The following is a 15,034-nucleotide window of genomic DNA, read 5'->3' as shown; positions in this document are numbered from 1 at the left end:
TCGTTGTCAGTGGCGGCTGGGACGCTGTCTCGTATGGACAGGGACGAGGAGCTGCTGAGAGGTCGGGTCTACGGCCAGGACCACGACGACCCCAGGCCGGGCCCGAGGCCCGGCCGTGTCTACGCCGAGCTGGTCGGCGGCCCGCTCGACGGGCTGCTGCTCGACGTCACCGACCGTACGCCGGAGCAGCGGGCGGCCGGTGCCGTCCTGGAGACGGAGCTGGGGCGGTACGGCGCCGGGGGCCGGTCGCTGTACGACCCGCGCCCCGGCGATCCGGGCCGCCTCGACTGGTCCGGCGACACGCCGTGAGGGGCGTGTCGCCGGACGGCCGAGGTGTTGCGCGGTCTCAGCGCATGACGGAGGAGAAGTTGTCCAGCTGGATCCAGGTCACCTTGTTGGTGGTCTGGGGGCCGTAGACGTTGACGGCGCCGGCCGTGTTGGCCTCGATGCGGACCGCGTTGATGCCCAGGCTGTTGTTGCGGGGGCAGACGCCGCGGGTCAGCTTGGCCGGGCGGATGGTGGCGGGCAGCGTGCCGAGGCGTCCGTCGGCGGTGAACGCGCAGGTGACCGTGCCGCGCAGCTGGAGGAACTCCGTCCCCGCGAGCCGGATCACGCGGGCCTCGGCCGGCGCGCCGGGCTCGTTCACCACGGCGGGGTCCACGGTGATCGCCGTCCAGTCGACGACGACCTGGCAGCCGTCCACGGGGTCCGCGGCGGCCGGCGTGGCCGACAGCAGCGGGCCCGCGACCGCGACGGCGGGGGCGGCGAGCGCCGCGGTGAGCAGGGAGCGGCGGCTGGTGGTGGGCTGGGTCATGCGCGATCCTCCGGATCGGGTGGGGCGTGCGGGCGGGGTGACGGGGCTGTGCGCCTGGCTGTGAACGGGGCCGTCCACGGGGCTGCGCGCCTGGCTGGGAACGGGGCCGTCCACGGGGGTGCTCATCGCCAGGCGACGGAGACGCCGTCGAAGTCGATCCAGGTGATGGCGTTGTCGCTGGTGGCGCCGTAGACGCGGAGGGCGCCGGTGACGTCCGTCTCGATCCGGCACACACAGCGGCCGGCGCTGTTGTTGCGGGGCACGTTCTGGCGCGTCAGGTGCGTCGCGCGCAGCCGGTGCGGCAGGGTCCCGATCCTGCTGTCCGCGGTCAGGCCGGGGGAGCAGGTGACGGTGCCGCGCAGCTGGAGGTAGGTGGTGCCGGCGAGGGCGATCAGCCGTCCGCGCGGGCGCTCGGCGCCGGGGGAGACGCCGGCTTCGAGCGCGAGGTTCTCCCAGTCGGCGAGCACCTTGATCCCGTCCACCGCGGGCTTGGTGGGGTACCAGCCGATCGTGACGTCACGGGAACCGGTGGTGCCGGGGACGGTGTTGCTGAAGCCGAAGAGCAGCCGGGTCTCGCCGGTCGCGGGGTCGACCTCGCCGGCGACGCCCTCGGGCTCGCGGCGGGTGAGCCCGTCGGCGTTGGTGACCACCTGGCGGTCGATGCGCTCGCCGGTCGTCCACGAGTACGAGGTGAGGAACGCGATCCCCGGGAACGCGTCGGGTATCTCGGGGACGTTCTTCTTGTCGTACGGCGCCCACTGGTACGCGTACAGGACGTCGCCCAGTGCCGTGTACCCCTGGGAGACGAGGGTCTTCTGCAGCGGATAGGGGCTCGGCACCTCGGGAGTGACGTCCTCGCCGGCCGGCATGACGAAGGTGGTGCCCACCGGGACCCACGAGCCGGCCGCCGCCGCGGCGGCGTCGTAACGGGTGAAGTGCCGCTTTCCGTCCTTGTGGTACATGACGCACAGCTGGTTGTTCACCGGGTCGAGCGACGGGCCGGTGCTGGACGTGCTGCCGGGCGGGGTGAACTTCTGGCTCTGCGGTATCAGGGCTCCGTCGAGGACCCCTCCGTCGACGAAGCGGAACCGGGTGACGGCCTTGCCGAAGGCGGCGTCGTCCGCGGAGAGCTGCAGCGGGCCGACCTCGGTCCAGAGGTAGGTGTCGGCGCCCACCGGCTCGGCGCCCATCGAGAGTCCGTGACCGAAGCCCTTCAGCTGCATCGAGCCGGTGACCACGCCGGTCCCGCGGTGGATGCGGTTGAGGCAGAGGTTGCCCTGCGGGGCCGTGGCCGAGCTCTCCACCTGGAGGACGAAGATGTGCCCGTTGACGGTGTCGGTGGCGATCGCCTGCGGTGCGGGGCCCTTCACCAGGTCGACGGTCTGGATGAGTCTGCCGGTGACGCCGGACAGATCGACGCCGTTGGCGTCCGTGGTTCCCATGGTCTCTCCCCCTGGGGCGTGCGGTGGATCCGGAAAGCGAAAGGGAGATCATCACATGAGGTGTCAGCCACCCCGCGCCGTGCCGGATTTCGCCGTCCCGTAGCGAGTTAGGGATGGGTTAGCTTAGGCTTACCTAAGTAATGGTCCTGAGCGGCAGTCTCCGGCCTGTCTCCGTCACCTGTCCCGGGAGAACTCGGATGCGTCCCTTCACCACCCGCGTCACGCGGCCCACCCCCGCCGAGCGCGTGCGATCGATCCTGGCCGCCGCGCACTCGATGACGGTCGTCTCCGACGGACTCCATCAGGAGGTGCACCTCCTGGACGGGACCGGACCCATGGGCCACATCCACCTCCACGACCCGTCCGAGGAGAGCCACACCGGGCAGGCCGCGCGGATCCCCGTGCGCCTGGAGTTCACCGACATCGCCCCCACCCCCGTACGCGAACGGCTCAGGGCGCGCGTCACCCTGACGGGACTCCTCGCCGCCCCGTACGAGCAGGAGGCGACCGCGAGCATCTGCATGGAGTTCGGCCAGGCCCTCCTGGAGGACGCCGACGGCCGGAGCTACATCACCCTGGAAGAACTCCACGCGACGGACATCGACCCGATGGCCTCCTGCGAGGCGTCCATGCTGACCCATCTCGTCGACGGTCACAGCGAACTCGTCCCCCTGCTGCTGCGCCTCGTCCGGCCGCGTCCCGCGCGGGACATGGTCCGCGCCCTCCCCGTCGCGCTCGACCGGTACGGCATCACCCTGCGCCTCGAACACCCCGCCGGTCACCAGGACGTCCGGCTGCCCTTCCCCACCCCCGTCACCGACATCGACCAGGCCGGCCCCCGGATCCACGCCCTGCTCGCCGCCGCCCGCCGCTCCTCCCACCCGAACAGCCTGATGACCTGACCCGACCCGTCGCGCCGGTCGAGATGCCGGAGGGGCGGGGCGGGCGAACAATGGACGGGTAGACCCGCGCACGGTCGGTGCGGGGGACCGCTCGGGGACTTCCCAACGGGACACCGTCTTGCCCATGAACGCAGGAAGCCCGGCCGCCACCCGGCCGACACCTCCCAAGGGTGCGCTCTACCGACTGGGGCACTGGTGCGCCCGCCACTTCATCGTCGTCATCGCGCTGTGGCTGGCGGCGATGGTGGGACTCCAGATCACCGACAGGGCGGTCGGAGGGCAGTACTCCGACGACTTCGACCTCCCCGGGGTGCAGTCGACGGAGGGCCTCGACGCCCTCCAGGCGCACGACCCCGCGGCCGCCGGCTACACGTCGCAGATCGTCCTGAACAGGACCTCCGGGCCGCTCACGGACGAGGCGTCCGTCATCAACTCGACCGTCGCCGCCCTGGAGAAACTGCCCGACGTCATCGGCGCCCAGAACCCCCTGCCGCCGCCGGGCACCACCCCGCCCGCCCTGCCGGCCGGGGTCCCCAACACCGGCCCGCTGTCCACCGACGGCAAGACCGCCTACATCACCGTGCGCTTCAGCGTGCCGCCCTCCACCCTCGGCACCGGCTACCTGCCCGGCGTCGACGCCGCCGTCCAGCCGCTCCGCGACGCGGGCGTGGACGTCGAGTACGGTGGCCCCCTCGGCGAACTCGCCCGGCCCGCGGCCGACGACCGCACCAGCGAGGCGATCGGCTTCGCCGTCGCGATCGTGGTGCTCCTCATCGGCTTCGGCAGCGTCATCGCGGCCGTCCTGCCCCTGATCACCGCGCTCCTCGGGGCGATCTGCGGCCTCGCGCTCCTCGGTCTGATGGCGGCGGCCTTCACCTTCGGCACGGTCTCGCCCACCCTCGCCACCATGATCGGCCTGGGCGTCGGCATCGACTACGCCCTCTTCCTCATCACCCGCCACCGCCAGAACCTCATGAACGGGCACGATCCCGCCGACTCGGCGGGTCTCGCGACCACCACCAGCGGCCGCGCCGTCCTGGTCTCCGGCTGCACGGTCATCATCGCCCTCTCGGGCCTGTGGGTCTCCGGCGTCAGCTTTATCGGCAAACTGGGCCTGGCGGCCGCCTTCACGGTCGTCACCGCGGTCCTGGCCGCGCTCACCCTGGTCCCGGCCATGCTCGGTCTCGTCGGCAAGCGCATCGACCGCTACCACGTGCGCAAGCCCGTGGCGGAGACCGACGCCGAGCCCGGAGCGCCCGCGCACGGCACCTGGCACCGGTACGCGCAGCGGGTGGAGAAGCGCCCCTGGTGGTTCCTGACCGGCGGCGTCCTGGTGCTGCTCGTCCTGGCCTTCCCGCTGCTGTTCATCCAGCTCGGCCACATCGGCGACGGCGCCGACCCCAAGTCCTTCACGGACCGGCGGGCGTACGACCTCATCTCCACCGCCTTCGGGCCCGGCGCGAACGGCCCGCTGACCGTGGTCGTCGACCAGACGGCCGTGCCCTCCGCGGACCGCGCGGACCTCGCCGACAAGCTGAAGCAGTCATTGACCGGTGTCCCCGACGCGGCCTACATCACCCCGCTCCAGGCCACCTCCGACGGGGACGTCCTGGTCGGCACCGCCTACTCGGCGGCCTCCCCGCAGGACGAGAAGACCACCCAGCTGACCAACCACCTCGTCGACGACGTACTGCCGCAGGCCGCGGCCGGCACCGAGGCGAAGACCTACGTCACCGGCACGACGGCCGCCCAGGTGGACTTCCTCGACCTCGTCTCCAGCCGGCTCCCGCTGATCATCGCCGTGGTGGTGGGGCTCGCCTTCCTCGTCATCCTCATCGTCTTCCGCGGACTCCTCGTCGCGGTGAAGGCCGCCGTCCTCAACGTGCTCTCCATCGCGGCCTCGTACGGCGTGGTCGTGGCCGTCTTCCAGTGGGGCTGGGGCGGGCCCGCGCTCGGTGTCTCCGGCAAGGTGCCCATCGAGAGCTATGTGCCGATGATGATGTTCGCCATCGTCTTCGGCCTGAGCATGGACTACGAGATCTTCCTGCTCTCCCGCGTCCGTGAGGCATGGCTGCGCACCGGCGATCCGAAGGCCAGCGTGGCCCACGCGCTGGAGATCACCGCCAGGGTGATCACCTGTGCCGCACTGATCATGGTGAGCGTCTTCGCGGCCTTCATCGTCTCGGACAACATCGTGGTCAAGATGCTCGGCCTCGGCCTGGCGGCCAGCGTCCTCATCGACGCCACCGTGGTGCGCCTGCTTCTGGTGCCCGCGGTGATGACCCTCCTCGGCAAGCACGCCTGGTGGACCCCGCGCTGGCTGGACCGGATCCTGCCCCACCTGGACACCGAGGGCGAGGGAGAGGTGGAACCGGCGGCGGCCGGCGCGAAGAAGGGTCGAGGCTCAGCCCCGTGACAGTTCGCCGAGCAGCTTCCAGGTGCGTACGCGGTCGTCCTCCCCGCTCAGCTCCGTCGCCGTGAACACCACCTCGGTCGCCCCCGCCTCGCGGTAGCGCCGCACCTCCGCGGCGACCGTCTCCTCGTCGCCGATCACGGCGATCTCGGCCGCCCGGGCGGCGCCGGACGCCTCGATCGCCCGCCGGTAGGACGGAATCCGCTCGTACAGCGCGAGCGCCTCGGCGGCCTTCTCCCGTACGGCCTCCACCTCGGCCCGCGCGGTGACCACGCCCGGGACGAGGGCCACGATCCGGGGCGCGGGCCGGCCGGCCGCCGCCGCGGCGGCGGTGACGGTGGGGACGATGTGCTCGGCGAGCGCGCGCGGCCCCGCCAGGAACGGCAGGATCCCGTCGGCCAGTTCACCGCTGACGCGCAGGGCCTGCGGACCCATCGCGGCGACAAGGACCGGCACGGTCGGCCGGGCGCCCGGCACCGCCGCCGAGTACGGCGTCGTCGCGGTGAGCAGCTCCCCGTGGAAGTCGGCGCTGCCCGTCTCGAGCAGCGGGCGGAGCGCCGTGAGGAACTCCCTGAGCAGACCGATGGGCCGCCGGTACGGGATGCCGAAACCGGTCTCGGTCAGATGCCGGGTGCCGAGGGCGAGCCCGAGGTGGTAGCGGCCGCCGGTGGCCGCCTGGGCGGTCTGCGCCTGGCTGGAGACGAGCAGCGGATGGCGGCCGAAGACGGGGATGGCGGAGGTCCCGACCTGGAGACCGGGCACCTCGCGCCCGACGATCGCGGCCAGGGAGGGCGAGTCGTACGCGAAGGTCTGGCCGAACCACGCCGAGTGCAGGCCCGCGTCACGCGCCTCCCGCGCGAGCCGCACCGTGCTGTCGATCGTGCGCTGGACGGCGGTCGAACCGAGCGTTACTCCGAGAGTCATACCGAATCCAACCGGCCCGACCGCGAACGGGATTCCCGCCGTGTGTGAAGAGTGCGTTGCACGCCGGAGAGCGGCCGGCGGGGAGCGGAGACGGGGCGGAGGCCTGGCCCCCGCCATGATGGGGCGATGACGACTCTCCCCGAGGTGGACGCGCTCGCCGGCCGCGCGCACGCCGGACAGACCGACAAGACCGGTGTCCCGTACGTCGAGCACGTCCGGGCGGTCGCCGCGGGACTGGAACCGCTCGGCCCGCACCTGGCCATGGCCGGGCTGCTCCACGACGTCATCGAGGACACCGCGTGGACGGCGGAACGGCTGCGCGCCGCCGGGATCCCGGACCGCGTCGTCGCCGTCGTCGAGGCCGTGACCAACACACCCGGCACGGCGTACGAGGAGAAGATCCGCCGGATCACCGAGGACCCCGACGCCACCCTCGTGAAGATCGCCGACAACGCCCACAACAGCCGCTCGGACCGGGCCGCCGCCCTGCCGCCCGGACAGCGGGCCCGGCTCGCCGCCAAGTACCGCGCGGCCCGGGAGACCCTGTGGGCGGCGGCCGAACCCGAGCACATCGCGACCATCCTGCGCATCGTCAACCCCGAACTCCTGGCAGAACTCGCCACCCGGTGTGACGCGGGTCACGGGAACCCGCTCCGGGGGCCGGACAGACGAGAGACGTGAACATCGACATGCGCGCCCGTGTCCGGGACGGAGACCCCTCGGCCTTCGCCGAACTCTTCGACTCCTACGCCCGGAGCGTCTACAACCACGCCTTCCGGCTGACCGGCGACTGGTCGGTCGCCGAGGACGTCATGGCGGCGACCTTCCTGGAGGCCTGGCGGCTCCGGCAGAAGGTGGACCCGGACGGGGGATCGCTCCGGCCCTGGCTGCTCGGCGTCGCCACCAACGTCTCCCGCAACCACTGCCGCGGCAACCGCCGCTACCGCGCGGCCGCCGACGCGTACGCCGCCGCCGGACAGGCCGGGGCCTCGGTACCCGACCACGCCTCCGAGGTCGCGGGCCGGATCGACGACCGGCGCCGCATCGCCGCCACCCTGCGGGCGCTCGGCACCCTCCGGCGCACCGAACGCGAAGTCCTCGTCCTCTGCCTCTGGGAGGGCCTCGCCTACACCGAGGTGGCCCAGGCCCTGCGCGTCCCCGTCGGCACCGTCCGCTCCCGGCTCTCCCGCGCCCGCGCCAAGCTCCGTACCGGCGCCGAGGAGGAACTCGCCCGGGAGAGAAGCGAACTCGCCCGGGAAAACCGGGAACCCGCCTCCCGCACCCGACAGACAACAGGTGATCGCGTGAACGCGGTCCGGCCCGCGCAGGAAGGAATCCGATGAACCCCGACCCGGACAAGACCCGTACGGCGAACCGGCACGAGACCGGAGGCCTCCCGGCGATCGAGGAACACGACCTTCCTCAGGGCCGCCACCAGTTCCACAAGGAGCGCCTGATGAACCAGATCCACGACGACCGCCGCGCCGCCGCCGCCCGTACCCCGCGCAACCCCTTCCTGCGGAAGGCGATCCTGCTGCCCGCCGCCACCGCACTCGCCGGAGCGCTCGCCGTCGGCGTCCTCGTCCTCACCCCCGGCGATGCCCAGGCCCCCCTCGACCGCGCCACCGGCCCCGCCCTCACCACCACCATCGGCGTCGCCGACGCCAAGGGCGCGCCCCGCCTCCTCGACCGCATCTCGCTCGCCGCCGCCGGGGCCGAGGCCCCCAGCAGCCGTGCCGGCCAGTACATCTACATCGAGACGCGCTCCGCGAACACCCATGTGAAGACCGTGGGCGGCGAGAGCAGCCTCGTCAGCGAACCCCTGCACACCCGGCAGTCCTGGCGGTCGCCCGACGGCCTCAAGGGCTGGCTGATCGAGCCCGGCAACACCGGCCCCGAGGGCATCACCCTGGAAGGACGCGACGAGCAGGGCAACGTGCCGACGCCCCACCTCGGCGCGCCCTCCCACGACTACCTCGCGAGCCTCCCCACCGACCCCGACGCGCTGCTGCGGAAGATCTACAAGGAGACCGAGGGGCAGGGCAACGGCAAGGACCAGCAGGCCTTCACCACCATCGGGGACCTGCTCGTCGAGAGCTGGCCGAGCCCGAAGCTGACGGCGGCCCTCTACCGGGCCGCCGCGAAGATCCCCGGTGTCGTCACGGTGGACAGCGCCACCGACGCCGCCGGCCGCAAGGGCGTCGCCGTCGCGCGGCTCGACGAGGCCAGCGGACAGCGCACCGAGTGGATCTTCGACAGCAAGACCTTCACCTTCCTGGGCGAGCGCACCGTCCAGGTCAAGGGTGAGGGCGGCGAGGGCGGCCTGATCAAGCCCGGGACCGTGGTCTTCACCCACGCGATCATGGTCCGGGCCTTCGTCGACGACATCAAGATGGTGCCGTAGGCCTCAGGACGCCCGTCCGGACGACCAACCGCCCAGCTCCGTGGGGCGGTTGGTGATGATCCCGTCCACTCCGAGGGTGTCCAGGGCCTTCCAGCGGGCCGGGCTGTCGACCGTCCAGACGTTCACGGCGACACTCGCCGCGTGCAGGGCGCCGACGAGCTCCGGGCGGGCGGACAGGGCCCGGTCCGAGGGGTTGTACGAGGCGAGGTGCAGGTCCTCGGCGAGCGCGACGGGGTCGGCGTCCAGGATGTCCCGCAGCAGCCCCAAGGGCAGTTCGGGGGCCAGCTCGTGGACGTACCGCAGGTGTTCGACCTCGAAGCTCTGGACGAAGACCCGGTCGGTCATGCCCTGTTCGCGCACCAGCTCGATGATCCGGCGCACCTGGTCGTAGGTGTGGTGCCCCTTCACCTCGAGCAGCAGCTTTCCGCCCCGCCGTCGCAGATCCTCCAACTGCGCCTCCAGGGTGGGCACATGGATGCCGGCGAACGCCGGGGCGAACCAGGAACCGGCGTCGAGGGAGTCCAGCTCGGTCGAGGTCAGCGAGCGGATCGGCCCCGTGCCGTCCGTCGTCCGGTCGACGGTCGTGTCGTGGAGGACGTACGGCACGCCGTCCTCGCTGGGCTGGACGTCGTTCTCGATCCAGACGGCCCCGCCCCGCCGGGCGACCTCGCCGGCGATCAGGGTGTTCTCGGGGGCGGCCGATGAGGCCCCCCGGTGGGCGATCACGGTCACCGGCGCTCCGGCCGGGCGCATCCAGGGACTCGTCGCCGCGGCGCCGTCCGCCGCGGAGCGAGGCGCGGCCAGTGAGGGCGGGGCGGTGGCGACGAGCACGGCCGCGACACCTGCGACGGCGGTGACCACGACGACCGGGCCGGCGGTCCCGCGGCGCCGGCGGGGCCGGGAGGCGGCGGGCGGGTGAGGGTCTCTCATGTCCGCCCACACTAGGGGGCGACGGGCCGATCGGGCCGGATCACGGAGCGGTGCCCGCTTCGTGCCGTGGACGGCGGAGGCCGGATGCGTGAGGGAATTCCGGAGAACCACCGCGGGGGTGCGCACCGGAACCGGCGGAAACCTTCACCCGCCCTCACCGATCGGCGACCGGCCGCCCGAGTGGTGACGAGATGGATTGATTCGCCCCAACTGCACATCGGGCGACGCGCTGTTGCCGACGATGCGAACAGGTTTGCGTTTAGCTCAAGCGTTCTGGAACTCTCCGTTCGACTTACTGGCCCAGGAGCAACGGAGACAACCACACATGCCCACAAGGCGCATACGCCGCGCGTGGCTCACGGCCGCAGCCACGGCCTCGCTCGCGTTCACCGGCCTCACGGCACCGGCCCAGGCGGAGGACCTTCCGCCCACCGCCGCGCAGAGCTGGATCCAGGAGCCCCGTACGACCGAGGCGACCGCCTCGCCGTTCACCACCCGCGCCTGGACCGAGCCCGGCGGCGCGGCCTCACCCGGTGACTTCACGATGTCGCCCGGCGCCCTGAACGCCGAGACCACCACCCGGGTGAACCGTCTGGACGCGGTGCTGCCCAAGTCCGGCGTCCAGGACCTGCTGGCCGGGGCCAACCGCACCGTGCAGCCGTGGTGCTCCCGTGACCCGTTCGGCACGGCCCCGGACCCCGACATCAAGTACTGCCTGCAGAACGACGACTCCGTCTCGCAGGAATGGGTCCCCCAGGGGATGACCGGCGTCTCCGACGCCAAGAACGACGAGCTGTGGGGCGCCGCCGCCGACATCCAGCTCTTCGCCTCCTACGACGGCTGGGACCCGGGACGTGAGAACGACCCGAACCCGGCGACCGGCGACTGCACCACGGCCGAGCTGGAGGCGAACGACGCCTGCAACCAGAAGGGCGTCCGCGTCACCTTCGTCCAGAGCCGGACCAACCCGGCCACGGGCAGCCCCGAGGTCAAGTACCGGCACGTCCTGCTGGGCTGGACCTATGTGAACTCGGCCGACCACGTCTCCTTCGACGGTCTGCACGCCGCCGAGTACCCGATCCAGAAGGGCGTCCACGCCGGCGGGATCGTCTGGTACGGCAACTACCTCTACGTCGCGGACACCCGCAACGGCCTGCGCGTCTTCGACATGCGCACCATCATGGACCTCGACCCGGACGGCGACCCCAAGACGCACGACGCGATGGGCTCCGACACCGACGGCGTGAAGACCACCGCCAACGTCGAGGACAAGACCAAGGTCGGCCGGCACGACAACGTCTGGTACAGCTTCGGCTACCGCTACGTGATGCCCCAGGTGGCCGCCTGGAAGTTCAAGGCGACGCAGAGCAACCCGCAGGGCTCGTACGCCTGTGTCTCCACCGGAGCGCCGAAGGCCTCCTACATCTCGCTCGACCGCGGCACCACCCCGGACCGGCTCATCATGGGCGAGTACTGCCGTCCCGAGAGCGGCTACCCGTCCACCGGCCGCATCGCCTCCTACCCGGTCGCGGCCCTGGAGGGCCGCTCGGCCGACGTCGCCGCCGAGGGCTGGGCGAACTACCTGCCCCTGGCCAACGGCGGCGCACAGGGCGCGGCGGCGTACAACGGCACCCTGTACGTGAACGAGTCGAAGGGCACCGACGAGCCCGGCAACCTCTGGCGCTACACGTGGGACGGCGGCCGGCTCGTCCAGTCCGGACAGCCCGTCAAGACCGCCCGGGGCGCCGAGGACCTCTACGTCGAGCGCGGCACCGGCCGGCTGTGGTCCCTCTCCGAGCACCGCCCGGGGCAGGCGTCGGACTGCGGGGCGAACCGTGCCACCGGCGACCCGACCGGCACGGACTACTGCCAGCGGGTGCTCTACGGGCACAAGCTGAGCTGGCTCGACGGCCAGCCGTAGCGGAGTGACGGCGCCCCCGCCGGCCGTGCCCCGCACGCCGGGAGGGGGCGCTCGCACCCCCCGCCGCGCTTTCGTCGTCCCCTGTTCACGGCATGGCATGGCATTGCACGGCACGGCACGGCACGGCACGGCACGGCATGGCGCGGCGACGCGTCCGTACGGCCGGGGCGGTGCCCCCCCGCCCCGGGCCCGTCCCGCGACACGAAGACGACGGACAGCGCCGGCCCTTCGCCGGAATCCACCGGTCTGCGGCATGGTGGGAGACACGCCCGGAGCCGTGCCATCGGGGGACCTCGGCCGGGCCCGCGGAGTCGGGGGGACTCATGGACACCAACGAGGTATGTGAACCGCACAGAGCCGGGCTCCGGCGGGAGCGGGGCGGCACCCCCGGCCCGGTACGGGGCCGGAGCGTGCTCGAAGGGGCTTTCGCGCTGCTCGACGCCCTGCGCCGGAGCGGTGAAGAGGCCGGGGTGACGGAACTGGCGCTCGTCTGCGGAGTGCCCAAAGGCACCGTCCACCGTCTGCTCGACCAGCTGGTCACGCTCGGCGCGGTCGAACGGAAGGGCAACCGCTACCGGGTCGGCCCCCAGCTCTACCGCATCGGCCAGGCCTGGGAGCCGCACCCGGGACTGCTGCCCGCCGCCCGGCTGCCGCTCCAGCGGCTCAGGGCCGCCACCGGCGCGAGCGTGGTCCTCACCGTGCTGCGCGAGGACATGGCGATCACCGTCGGCTCGGTCCCCGGGGAACTCGAACCACTCCACCCCGTACGGGAGGGCATCGCCTTCCACCTCGACACCGCCGCCGGAAAGGCCCTGCGGGGGCCGCTCCGCGGCGGCGCCGTCCTCGACCGGGAGGACGTGATGGACGGCGTGTGCTGTGCCGCCCTGCCGATCCGCACCCCGGACGGGCGCACGGTCGCGGCGCTCGCCGCGCTGGTCCCGGCCGGCCGGCCGCTGGACACGCTCGCCCGGGGCGTCGCCGAGGCGGGGGCCGCCGTCAACCGCGCGCTCGCCCGGGGCGGACCGCGGAGACGGGCCGTGCCGACGGCCGCACTCGCGCCCTGAACGGCTTCCGAACGGCGCCGTTCCGTCCAGTGGAACGCGCGTAGAACCGGGAGGGAGTGGCGGGCACAGTAGGTGTCGTGCCGAGGGGAACGGCACGCCGGCCCGCCGAACCGCGACGAGCCGACAACACCGTCACGTCAGTGACCCGACGTGTGGGGGGACCACATGCGCAAGAACCGAATCGCCCGAACGGCCGCCACCGCCCTGCTCGGGCTCGGCAGCGTCGCCGCGTTCGCCGGCACCGCCCAGGCCGAGCCGATCGACTACGTCCGGATCGAACTGGTCGAGCTGCACTGCCAGAAGAACAGCGAGGGCGACCACGACGAGGCGTACCTCAAGATCACCGACGCCAACGGCAACGCCGTCAAGGTCTGGCCCGGCAACGGTGTCAAGTACCAGACCATGGGCACCGGTTACGTCCGGTCGATGGCCGACGGCAACGGCAACGCGGCCCTCATCCTGGGCAAGCAGCAGGCCCGTACCCTGACCCTCTGGGACTACGACTCGACCAGCGGCGACGACAAGCTCGGCGCCACGCTCGTCACCGGCAGCGAGGTCGGCGCCGAGACCCAGTGGCGCTCGGTCGAGGGCTCCGGCGGCGTCTACGTCATCGGCTACCGCGTGATCGACATCTGACCGACGTCCACCGTCCCGAGGCTCGTGGAGGAGGGCCGTGCCGGATCATCGGCACGGCCCTCCTCGCTTCCGCCGCGATCAGTCGCCGTCGGGCGCCACCAGTTCACCCGTCCGCGCCACCCGCGCGTACCAGCGGGCACTGGACTTCGGGGTCCGCTCCAGGGTGTCGTAGTCCACCCGGACCGCGCCGAACCGCTTCGCGTAGCCGTAGCCCCACTCGAAGTTGTCGAGGAGCGACCAGAGGAAGTAGCCGCGGACGTCCACCCCGTCCTCGATCGCCCGGTGCACCGCCTCCAGATGCGCGTGCACATAGGCGGCGCGCTCCGGGTCGTGCACCGAACCGTCCGGGGACACCACGTCCTCGTAGGCCGCCCCGTTCTCGCTGATGACCAGCGGGAGCCGGGGGTACGCCTCCGACACCCGGGTCAGCAGGTCGTACAGCGCGCTCGGGTCGACCGCCCAGCCCATCGCCGTCGGCTCGCCCGGCGCCCGGTGGAAGGCGACCGAGTCCGCGCCCGGCCACGGCGAGTGGTCGCTGTTGCCGTGACCGTCGTCCTGCGGCTTCTCCGCGCCCTCCGGCACCTGCGAGACGAGCGTCGGGGTGTAGTAGTTGATCGCCAGCAGGTCCAGCGGCTGCCGTGCGGTCGCCGTGTCACCGTCCCTGACGAAGGACCAGTCGGTGACCTGCGCCGTGTCGAGGAGCAGGTCCTCGGGGTAGGCGCCCTCCAGCATGGGCCCCAGCCAGATCCGGTTGCCGACGGCGTCGATCCGGCGGGCCGCGTCCAGGTCCTCGGCCGAACCCGTCAGCGGCCGCACCTCGTGCAGGTTGAGAGAGACCGAGATCTGCCGGTCCGCGGGCAGCGAGGACCGGAGGGCCTGGACCGCGAGACCGTGCCCGAGGTTCAGGTGGTGGGCGGCGCGCAGCGAGGCCACCGGGTCCGTGCGGCCCGGAGCGTGCACCCCGGAGCCGTACCCCAGGAAGGCGCTGCACCAGGGCTCGTTGAGAGTGGTCCAGCGGGTCACCCGGTCCCCGAGGGCGTCGGCGACGATCCCCGCGTACTCGGCGAACCGCTCGGCGGTGGACCGCTCGGGCCAACCGCCCGCGTCCTCCAGCTCCTGCGGCAGGTCCCAGTGGTAGAGCGTGAGCGCCGGCTCGATCCCGGCGGCGAGCAGCTCGTCGACGAGCGCCCGGTAGAAGTCCAGGCCCTTCTGGACGGCCGGGCCGCGCCCGGTGGGCTGCACCCGGGACCAGGAGACGGAGAACCGGTAGGCGTTCAGGCCGAGTTCGGACATGATCCCGACGTCCTCGCGGAACCGGTGGTAGTGGTCCACGGCCACGTCACCGGTGTGTCCCTCGAAGACCTTGCCGGGGGTGTGCGAGAAGGTGTCCCAGATGGACGGGGTGCGGCCGTCCTCGGCCGCCGCTCCCTCGATCTGGTACGCGGCGGTGGCCGCGCCCCAGAGGAAGTCGGACGGGAACGAGCGGGTGGCGGTGAGCGGCCGGGTTTCGGACGCGGTCATAGGAGGGGGCTCCCAACGCGGGTACGGGGTCGGTACGTTCGAGACGTGCGGAAGGAAGGCGGC

Annotated in this window: 14 protein-coding genes; 9 read left to right on the top strand and 5 right to left on the bottom strand. The window is 72.4% G+C overall.

Features of this window, described 5'->3' with window-relative positions; genetic code table 11:
- Positions 1-33: 33 nt before the first annotated feature.
- Entirely contained in the window at positions 34-309 is a 276-nt protein-coding gene (locus ACIP8Z_RS11330) for a hypothetical protein (RefSeq protein WP_402081646.1), read from the top strand.
- Positions 310-346: 37 nt separating this feature from the next.
- Here ACIP8Z_RS11330 and ACIP8Z_RS11325 read toward each other — a convergent pair whose 3' ends face one another.
- Together ACIP8Z_RS11325 and ACIP8Z_RS11320 are read right to left on the bottom strand one after the other, a co-directional pair.
- Positions 347-814: a hypothetical protein gene (locus ACIP8Z_RS11325; RefSeq protein WP_402081643.1), complete on the bottom strand. Its 468-nt coding sequence runs from the start codon at positions 812-814 to the stop codon at positions 347-349.
- Positions 815-936: 122 nt separating this feature from the next.
- Positions 937-2,256 (bottom strand): hypothetical protein, encoded by a 1,320-nt coding sequence (locus ACIP8Z_RS11320; protein ID WP_402081641.1) that lies wholly within the window; start codon positions 2,254-2,256, stop codon positions 937-939.
- Positions 2,257-2,453: 197 nt separating this feature from the next.
- On the opposite strand from ACIP8Z_RS11320, the gene ACIP8Z_RS11315 reads away from it, so the two are divergent.
- Together ACIP8Z_RS11315 and ACIP8Z_RS11310 are read left to right on the top strand one after the other, a co-directional pair.
- Positions 2,454-3,158, top strand: a complete 705-nt coding sequence (locus ACIP8Z_RS11315) for a DUF2470 domain-containing protein (protein WP_319313751.1) — start codon at positions 2,454-2,456, stop codon at positions 3,156-3,158.
- 124 nt (positions 3,159-3,282) lie between these two features.
- Positions 3,283-5,574, top strand: coding sequence for an MMPL family transporter (locus ACIP8Z_RS11310; protein ID WP_402081639.1), 2,292 nt, complete (start codon positions 3,283-3,285; stop codon positions 5,572-5,574).
- Here ACIP8Z_RS11310 and ACIP8Z_RS11305 read toward each other — a convergent pair.
- Entirely contained in the window at positions 5,563-6,495 is a 933-nt protein-coding gene (locus ACIP8Z_RS11305; RefSeq protein ID WP_402081636.1) for an LLM class F420-dependent oxidoreductase, read from the bottom strand. The two genes, ACIP8Z_RS11310 and ACIP8Z_RS11305, sit on opposite strands and share 12 nt — an antisense overlap.
- Positions 6,496-6,621: 126 nt before the next feature.
- Here ACIP8Z_RS11305 and ACIP8Z_RS11300 point away from each other — a divergent pair, with 126 nt between their 5' ends.
- Genes ACIP8Z_RS11300 through ACIP8Z_RS11290 form a run of 3 tightly spaced genes read left to right on the top strand, consistent with a single transcriptional unit; the run spans position 6,622 to position 8,899 of the window.
- Positions 6,622-7,176: an HD domain-containing protein gene (locus ACIP8Z_RS11300; protein ID WP_402081634.1), complete on the top strand. Its 555-nt coding sequence runs from the start codon at positions 6,622-6,624 to the stop codon at positions 7,174-7,176.
- Positions 7,173-7,838, top strand: coding sequence for an RNA polymerase sigma factor (locus tag ACIP8Z_RS11295; RefSeq protein ID WP_402081632.1), 666 nt, complete (start codon positions 7,173-7,175; stop codon positions 7,836-7,838). The genes ACIP8Z_RS11300 and ACIP8Z_RS11295 overlap by 4 nt, the downstream gene beginning before the upstream one ends.
- Positions 7,835-8,899: a CU044_5270 family protein gene (locus ACIP8Z_RS11290; RefSeq protein ID WP_402081630.1), complete on the top strand. Its 1,065-nt coding sequence runs from the start codon at positions 7,835-7,837 to the stop codon at positions 8,897-8,899. Before ACIP8Z_RS11295 ends, ACIP8Z_RS11290 begins: the two co-directional genes overlap by 4 nt.
- A gap of 3 nt (positions 8,900-8,902) precedes the next feature.
- Here the strand turns inward: ACIP8Z_RS11290 and ACIP8Z_RS11285 are convergent, their stop codons facing one another.
- A complete protein-coding gene (locus ACIP8Z_RS11285) occupies positions 8,903-9,829 on the bottom strand; it encodes a glycerophosphodiester phosphodiesterase (protein WP_402081628.1) in 927 nt (308 codons plus the stop codon).
- Between the two features lie 325 nt (positions 9,830-10,154).
- On the opposite strand from ACIP8Z_RS11285, the gene ACIP8Z_RS11280 reads away from it, so the two are divergent.
- From ACIP8Z_RS11280 to ACIP8Z_RS11270, 3 genes are all read left to right on the top strand, one after another.
- Positions 10,155-11,750, top strand: a complete 1,596-nt coding sequence (locus ACIP8Z_RS11280; RefSeq protein ID WP_402081625.1) for a hypothetical protein — start codon at positions 10,155-10,157, stop codon at positions 11,748-11,750.
- Positions 11,751-12,073: 323 nt separating this feature from the next.
- Positions 12,074-12,814, top strand: coding sequence for a helix-turn-helix domain-containing protein (locus ACIP8Z_RS11275; RefSeq protein ID WP_402081622.1), 741 nt, complete (start codon positions 12,074-12,076; stop codon positions 12,812-12,814).
- Positions 12,815-12,979: 165 nt separating this feature from the next.
- Complete coding sequence (locus tag ACIP8Z_RS11270) at positions 12,980-13,450, top strand: hypothetical protein (RefSeq protein WP_254047275.1); 471 nt, start codon at positions 12,980-12,982, stop codon at positions 13,448-13,450.
- A 78-nt stretch (positions 13,451-13,528) separates the two neighbouring features.
- Here ACIP8Z_RS11270 and ACIP8Z_RS11265 read toward each other — a convergent pair whose 3' ends face one another.
- Positions 13,529-14,971, bottom strand: coding sequence for a GH1 family beta-glucosidase (locus tag ACIP8Z_RS11265; protein WP_402081620.1), 1,443 nt, complete (start codon positions 14,969-14,971; stop codon positions 13,529-13,531).
- Positions 14,972-15,034: the final 63 nt, after the last annotated feature.

It is taken from the genome of Streptomyces sp. NPDC088553 (genome assembly GCF_044752965.1).
GTDB lineage: Bacteria > Actinomycetota > Actinomycetes > Streptomycetales > Streptomycetaceae > Streptomyces.
This window is presented reverse-complemented; position numbering and strand designations above follow the sequence as displayed.

Coding starts and splice junctions, on each gene's coding strand:
- ACIP8Z_RS11325 (WP_402081643.1), bottom strand. CDS start 814: ATGACCCAGCCCACCACCAGCCGCCGCTCCCTGCTCACCGCGGCGCTC.
- ACIP8Z_RS11290 (WP_402081630.1), top strand. CDS start 7,835: ATGAACCCCGACCCGGACAAGACCCGTACGGCGAACCGGCACGAGACC.
- ACIP8Z_RS11285 (WP_402081628.1), bottom strand. CDS start 9,829: ATGAGAGACCCTCACCCGCCCGCCGCCTCCCGGCCCCGCCGGCGCCGC.
- ACIP8Z_RS11310 (WP_402081639.1), top strand. CDS start 3,283: ATGAACGCAGGAAGCCCGGCCGCCACCCGGCCGACACCTCCCAAGGGT.
- ACIP8Z_RS11330 (WP_402081646.1), top strand. CDS start 34: ATGGACAGGGACGAGGAGCTGCTGAGAGGTCGGGTCTACGGCCAGGAC.
- ACIP8Z_RS11275 (WP_402081622.1), top strand. CDS start 12,074: ATGGACACCAACGAGGTATGTGAACCGCACAGAGCCGGGCTCCGGCGG.
- ACIP8Z_RS11305 (WP_402081636.1), bottom strand. CDS start 6,495: ATGACTCTCGGAGTAACGCTCGGTTCGACCGCCGTCCAGCGCACGATC.
- ACIP8Z_RS11280 (WP_402081625.1), top strand. CDS start 10,155: ATGCCCACAAGGCGCATACGCCGCGCGTGGCTCACGGCCGCAGCCACG.
- ACIP8Z_RS11265 (WP_402081620.1), bottom strand. CDS start 14,971: ATGACCGCGTCCGAAACCCGGCCGCTCACCGCCACCCGCTCGTTCCCG.
- ACIP8Z_RS11320 (WP_402081641.1), bottom strand. CDS start 2,256: ATGGGAACCACGGACGCCAACGGCGTCGATCTGTCCGGCGTCACCGGC.
- ACIP8Z_RS11270 (WP_254047275.1), top strand. CDS start 12,980: ATGCGCAAGAACCGAATCGCCCGAACGGCCGCCACCGCCCTGCTCGGG.
- ACIP8Z_RS11300 (WP_402081634.1), top strand. CDS start 6,622: ATGACGACTCTCCCCGAGGTGGACGCGCTCGCCGGCCGCGCGCACGCC.
- ACIP8Z_RS11315 (WP_319313751.1), top strand. CDS start 2,454: ATGCGTCCCTTCACCACCCGCGTCACGCGGCCCACCCCCGCCGAGCGC.